The following is a 6233-nucleotide window of genomic DNA, read 5'->3' as shown; positions in this document are numbered from 1 at the left end:
CAAGCCGGAGGGCAAGGGCAAGCCGGAGGGCATGGGCAAGCCGGAGGGCATGGGCGGCGGCTGGGGCTGACCCGGCGTACCACCCTGAACGCCCCGGAGCCGGGGCGCGGCAGCTGTCGCGGCCGGGCTCCGTGCTGTCAGCGACCCGGTCGCGGCCGGTCGCGGCCGGGTCGGTGCCGGGCGACCATTGATCAACGCCGGCTTTCCACCTTTTTCAGGCGCGCGAATTATGCGTGAGACCGGCGTTGATCAAGATGGGGCACGGTGCCCAGGGCGGGCTGCGCCGGCCGGGCGGTGCCCAGGGCGGACCGTGCCCGGGGGGTGTGTTCAGCTGGGCGGTCGGGTGCCGGGAACGCCGGTCTCCCCCGCGGCCTTGCGCCTGGCCGTCCACTCCCGCATCCGGTTGGGATAGCCGACGGCGGCCACGTCGTACACCGGGATCCCGGCCCTCGAGCCGAAGGTGAACGCCGCTTTCGGACTGACCACGCGACGGCGGGTCCACTCGCCGTCCCCCGCGACCAGGACCAGCGTGGTGGCGGTCGTGGAGGTCTCCGGCTCGACGAAGCCCTCGACGCCGCGGCGGCTGCCGGCCCAGTCCGCCAGGTGGTCGAGGTCGGCCGACCCGGCGCCACGGGCCGTGCCCGGCCGCTGCCTGCGTCCACGCAGCCGGTCGCCCAGTCCCACGCCTTCTCCTCTCCTCGGCACGCTGCCCGGGAATGCCCCGGGGCCCGTGCGCACCTGTATCCCTCGGATGAAAGAATGCCTGAAGCACGTCTGCCGCGCACACCAGCCCCACCGACCGACCGCACGTCCAAGGAGACCGCACCGTGAGTGAGAACCAGACCGTCGACCTGGTCGTGCTCGGAGGTGGCAGCGGCGGCTACGCAGCCGCGCTGCGCGCGGCCGAGCTCGGCATGACCGTCGTGATGGTCGAGAAGGACAAGGTCGGCGGTACCTGCCTGCACCGCGGCTGCATCCCGACCAAGGCGCTGCTGCACTCCGCCGAGACGGTCGACGTCATCAAGGAAGCGGCACAGTTCGGCGTGCACGGCACGTTCGAGTCGGTCGACATGCCCAAGGTCAACGCCTACAAGGACAAGGTCGTCGAGGGGCTCTACAAGGGCCTCACCGGTCTGGTCAAGAGCCGCAAGATCGAGACGGTCCAGGGCACCGGCAGGCTCGTGTCGCCGACCGCCGTCGAGGTGGACGGACGCACCATCGAGGCTCGGCACGTCCTGCTGGCCACCGGCTCGGTCCCGCGGTCGCTGCCGGGCCTCGAGCTCGACGGCTCGCGGGTCATCAGCAGCGACGACGCGCTGAAGCTGGACACCGTTCCCGCCTCAGCGATCATCCTGGGCGCCGGCGCGATCGGCTGCGAGTTCGCCTCCGTATGGCGGGCATTCGGTGCCGAGGTGACGGTCGTCGAGGCCCTCCCCCACCTCGTCCCGCTCGAGGAGGAGTCGTCCTCGAAGTTGCTCGAGCGTGCCTTCCGCAAGCGCGGGATCAAGCAGGAGCTGGGCGCGCGGTTCGAGAAGGTGGAGGCCACCGACGCAGGAGTGCGCGTGCACCTCGAGGGCGGCAAGACCCTGGAGGCCGAGGTCTTCCTCGTTGCCGTCGGCCGCGGCCCCGTCTCCAAGGACCTGGGGTACGAGCAGGCCGGCGTGGAGATGGAGCGCGGCTTCGTCAAGGTCGATGCCTACTGCCAGACCAGCGTCCCCACGATCAGTGCCGTCGGTGACCTCATCCCGACCCTGCAGCTCGCCCACGTCGGCTTCGCCGAGGGCATCCTCGTCGCCGAGCGGCTGGCCGGCCTGGCGGTGACGCCGATCGACTACGACGGCGTCCCCCGCGTCACCTACTCCTCCCCCGAGGTCGCCTCGGTCGGCATCACGCGGGCCGTCGCTCAGTCGCGCGGCTACGACGTGGTCGAGGCGACGTACGACCTGGCCGGCAACGGCAAGGCCCGCATCCTCGGAACCGCTGGTGCCGTAACGGTTCTCGCGGCCAAGGACGGTCCCGTGCTCGGCGTCCACATGGTGGGCGAGCGGGTCGGTGAGCTGATCGCCGAGGCGCAGCTGATCACGAACTGGGAGGCGCTGCCCGGTGAGGTCGCGCAGCTCATCCACCCCCACCCGACGATGTCCGAAGCCGTCGGCGAGGCCCACCTCGCGCTCGCCGGCAAGCCCCTTCACAGCCACTCCTAGGAGCACCCGCATCCCATGGCCGTCTCCGTCACCATGCCCCGCCTCGGGGAGAGCGTCTCCGAGGGCACCGTTACCCGTTGGTTGAAGAAGGAGGGTGAGCGCGTCGAGGCCGACGAGCCACTGCTCGAGGTCTCCACCGACAAGGTCGACACCGAGATCCCCTCGCCCGCGTCCGGCGTCCTCGAGTCGATCAAGGTCCAGGAGGACGAGACCGTCGACGTCGGTGTCGAGCTGGCGGTCATCGGGGACGGCTCCGGCGGTGGTGCTGCGGCACCCGCGGCCGAGGCGCCCGCACCGGAGCCGGCGGCCGAGTCGGCACCCGCGGCCGAGGCGGCACCCGCGGCCGAGGCGCCCGCACCGGAGCCGGCGGCCGAGTCGGCACCCGCGGCCGAGGCGGCACCCGCGGCCGAGGCGCCCGCACCGGAGCCAACCGCCGCGCCACCCGCCACCCAGGCCGCCCCGCAGCAGGCCGTCCCGCAGCCGCCCGCACCGGAACAGCCCGCCCCGCAGCAGGCCGCCCCGCAGCAGAGCAGGCCGTCCGGCGCCGAGGGCGCGTACGTCACTCCACTGGTCCGCAAGCTGGCCACCGAGCACGGTGTCCAGCTGTCCTCGCTGCAGGGCACCGGTGTGGGTGGGCGGATCCGCAAGCAGGACGTGCTCGACGCCGCGGCGCAGGGCTCCGGCGGCGGATCCCCCGCGCAGCCGGCGGCGCAGGCGACCCCGGCGCTGGCCGACACCGCGCTCGCTCCCCGCCCCCAGCTCCCACAGCCCGCCCGAGAGACGTCCGCACCGGCCCCCGCCTTCGCGGACCAGCCGGTCAAGGCCGCGCCCGACACGCACGTCCGCGGGCGTACCGAGCCGATGAGCCGGCTGCGCAAGGTGATCGCCCAGCGGATGACCGAGTCGCTGCAGACCAGCGCCCAGCTCACGACGGTCGTCGAGGCCGACGTCACGCGGATCGCCCGGCTGCGGACCGCAGCCAAGACCGGTTTCGAGGCGCGCGAGGGTACGAAGCTGTCGTTCCTGCCGTTCTTCGCGCTGGCCACGGTCGAGGCGCTGAAGGCACACCCGGTCGTCAACTGCAGCATCGACGAGGACGCCGGGACGATCACCTTCCACGAGGCAGAACACCTGGGCATCGCCGTGGACACCGACCGGGGGCTGCTGGTGCCGGTCATCCAGCGCGCCGGCGACCTCAACCTGGCCGGCATGGCCCGCACGATCGCCGACCTGGCCGAGCGCACCCGCACGAACCGGGTCACTCCCGACGAACTCGGCGGCGGCACCTTCACGCTGACCAACACCGGGTCGCGCGGCGCCCTGTTCGACACGCCGATCATCAACCAGCCGCAGGTCGGCATCCTCGGCACCGGTGCCGTCGTCAAGCGCCCGGTCGTGGTCAACGACCCCGAGCTCGGCGAGGTCGTGGCCGTCCGCTCCATGGTCTACCTCGCGCTCACCTACGACCACCGGATCGTCGACGGTGCGGACGCCGCCCGGTTCCTCGTCACCGTGAAGGAGCGCCTGGAGGAGGGCGACTTCTCGGCGGAGCTCGGCCTCTGAACACAGGCTGCGCGTGAAGGTCGGGATCACCGGCGGATCGGGGCTGATCGGCAGCGCGCTGCTGACCGCCCTGCACGACGGTGGGCACGACGTCGTGCGGTTCGTACGCGGCGCAGCCGGCGGTCCGGGCGAGCGGCCCTGGGACCCGGCTGCGCGGCACCTCGACCCGGCTCACCTCGCTGACCTCGACGCCGTCGTGCACCTGGCCGGAGCGGGCGTGGCCGACCACCGGTGGAGCGACAGCTGGAAGCAGGCGGTGCTCGCCAGTCGCGTCGACGGGACGACGGCGGTCGCCGAGGCGATGGCTGCGGCCGGCGGTCCGGGGGTGCTCCTGTCGGGGAGCGCGATCGGCTACTACGGCGACACCGGCGATCGGCTGACTGACGAGAGCGGCCCAGCCGGGGAGGGTTTCCTCGCCGACGTCGTGCGGCAGTGGGAGGCGGCGACGGCGCCCGCGGAGGCAGCGGGGGTGCGCGTCGCCCACCTGCGGACCGGCATTGTCCTGTCCGGTCGTGGCGGCGCACTCGCTCCGCAGGTCAAGGTGTTCAAGCTCGGCCTCGGAGCGCCGCTCGGCACCGGCCGGCAGTGGGTCAGCTGGATCTCCATCCGTGACGAGGTCGCGGCCATCCGGCACTGCCTGACGGCCGAGGTGTCCGGGCCGGTCAACCTGGTCGGACCGGCACCCGTGACGAACAAGGACTTCACCCGGGCGCTCGGGCGCGCACTCTCGCGGCCGACGATCCCCGTGCCGGTACCAGGCTTCGTGCTCGAGGCCATGCTCGGAAAATTCGCCGGGGAGGTCCTCGCCGGGCAGCGGCTGAGCCCGGGCGTGCTGCAGCGCACCGACTTCACCTTCGCCGATCCCGACCTGCAGGCGGCGCTGCGCTCCGCGCTCTCCTCCTCCGGGCGGACCTAACCCTCCGGGCGGCCCTCCTCCTCCGGTCGGACCTCGACCAGCCGCCAGCCGGAGGCGGTGCGGGTCAGCGAGACGGCGAAGGCCTGCGCGCCGCGGCCGGCGGCCCGGTGGACGACGGCGCCACCGCGACCGTGCACCTCATGCGCCGCGAGCACATCGACGACGCGCAGCCGGGCCGCGGACGCAGACGCCTCCAGCACCTCGACCGAACGCACCGTGTGCCGCAGTCCATGGGCGGTCTGGTCGCGGTCCACCAGTCCCTGGAGCAGCGCCGTGTCGGAGGCCAGCCCAGGCGAGCCGCCGGCGTAGACCTCGGCGAGCGTGGCCAGCCGGCCGGTCGCGAAGGCCTGCGCGCGCCGAGCGTTCAGGCCGTCCAGCAGGGCCGCCCAGTCCGGCGCCGCCTCGGGGAGCGCCTCGACCTCCGGGGCAGCGGCCGCCTGGACCGGCGCCACAGGGACCGCCACAGGGACCGGCGCCGCCGCCTCACTGCCCCGCCCGGACAGCCAGCCGGCGGCGGCGCCCAGCAGCACGACCACCCCCAGCGCGAGGGACACGAGCGCCCGCTGGGGCACCCGCGGCCCCGTTGCGGCGCCGGTCTGCCGGCCGGCTGCGTGGACGGCGCGGCTCGGCCGACGCCCCGCCCCGGGCCCGCCGGCGGGCGGTCCTCCGGTCAGCCGGACCGGCGCCGGGGCGTGCGCCCGGCGCAGCAGCCAGGCGAAGGCGGTGGCGTCCGGCCGGTCCGCCGGTCCGGACAGCAGGACGGCCTCCACGGCCTGCACCAGTGCCCGCGGCGCGCCCGGTGCGAGCCGACCGACCGGCGGCCGGCAGCCGGCGGCGGCCACCAGGACCTCCGCGACCGGCTCCCCGTGGTGCGGTGGTGTGCCGGTGAGCATGTGGTGGCAGACGGCGGCCAGGCTCCACACGTCGGCTGCGGCGTCCGGCTGCCCGCCGGCGGCGACCGCCGGGTCGACGTAGCCTGCCGGGTCGTCGACAGGGTCCAGCCGCTCCCCCGCCAGCCGCGCCAGTCCCAGGCCGGACAGCAGCGGCATCCCGGCGGCGGTGAAGAGCACGCTCGCGGGTGTCACGTCACCGTGCACCAGCCCGCGCGCGTGCGCGACCGCGAGTGCCTGCGCCAGCGGCGCGGCCACCGTCACCACCTCGCCCGGGTCCAGCGCGCCACGGCGGGCCAGCAGCGTCGCCAGCGACCCGCCGGCGGCGTGGTCCAGCACCAGCACCGCCTCCGCCCCGGCGTCGATCACGGCCCGGAGCCGCACGACGTACGGCGTGTCGAGGCCATGCAGCAGCGGGGCCTCGCGGCGCAGCGCCTCGACCGCGGCCGGATCGGCGCCCACCCGGAGCCGCTTCAGCGCGACGGTTTCTCCGCCGGCCAGCTCCCGGGCGAGCCACACCTCACCCGCCACACCGGAGCCCAGCAGCGTCTGCACGTGGTAGCCGGGCAGTGACCAGACCTCGCTCACCGCGGCAGCCTCCCAGAAACGACCCGCTCGCAGCGGTTCTCCACACCGCGGTTGTCGAGCCACACCGCCGTA

The 6233-nt window shown here is 74.3% G+C and carries 5 protein-coding genes; 3 read left to right on the top strand and 2 right to left on the bottom strand.

Translation table 11 applies throughout. The annotated features are described in order from the left end of the window. Positions 1-327: 327 nt before the first annotated feature. Complete coding sequence (locus WD794_02310) at positions 328-684, bottom strand: oxidoreductase (protein ID MEX2289145.1); 357 nt, start codon at positions 682-684, stop codon at positions 328-330. A 143-nt stretch (positions 685-827) separates the two neighbouring features. Here WD794_02310 and lpdA point away from each other — a divergent pair, with 143 nt between their 5' ends. The 3 genes from lpdA to WD794_02295 are packed head-to-tail and all read left to right on the top strand — an operon-like array spanning position 828 to position 4683. After that, complete coding sequence (gene lpdA, locus WD794_02305; GenBank protein ID MEX2289144.1) at positions 828-2204, top strand: dihydrolipoyl dehydrogenase; 1377 nt, start codon at positions 828-830, stop codon at positions 2202-2204. Between the two features lie 15 nt (positions 2205-2219). Further along, entirely contained in the window at positions 2220-3767 is a 1548-nt protein-coding gene (sucB, locus tag WD794_02300) for a 2-oxoglutarate dehydrogenase, E2 component, dihydrolipoamide succinyltransferase (protein ID MEX2289143.1), read from the top strand. 13 nt (positions 3768-3780) lie between these two features. After that, positions 3781-4683 carry a TIGR01777 family oxidoreductase gene (locus WD794_02295; GenBank protein MEX2289142.1) on the top strand — a complete coding sequence of 301 codons (903 nt, stop codon included), beginning with the start codon at positions 3781-3783 and terminating at the stop codon, positions 4681-4683. Here the strand turns inward: WD794_02295 and WD794_02290 are convergent. After that, positions 4680-6161, bottom strand: a complete 1482-nt coding sequence (locus WD794_02290; GenBank protein MEX2289141.1) for a serine/threonine-protein kinase — start codon at positions 6159-6161, stop codon at positions 4680-4682. The two genes, WD794_02295 and WD794_02290, sit on opposite strands and share 4 nt — an antisense overlap. Between the last annotated feature and the right edge of the window lie 72 nt (positions 6162-6233).

It is taken from the genome of Mycobacteriales bacterium (assembly GCA_040902655.1).
Taxonomy (GTDB): domain Bacteria; phylum Actinomycetota; class Actinomycetes; order Mycobacteriales; family SCTD01; genus SCTD01.
The sequence above is the reverse complement of the archived record's forward strand: the minus strand, read 5'-3'. Positions and strand labels throughout refer to the sequence as shown.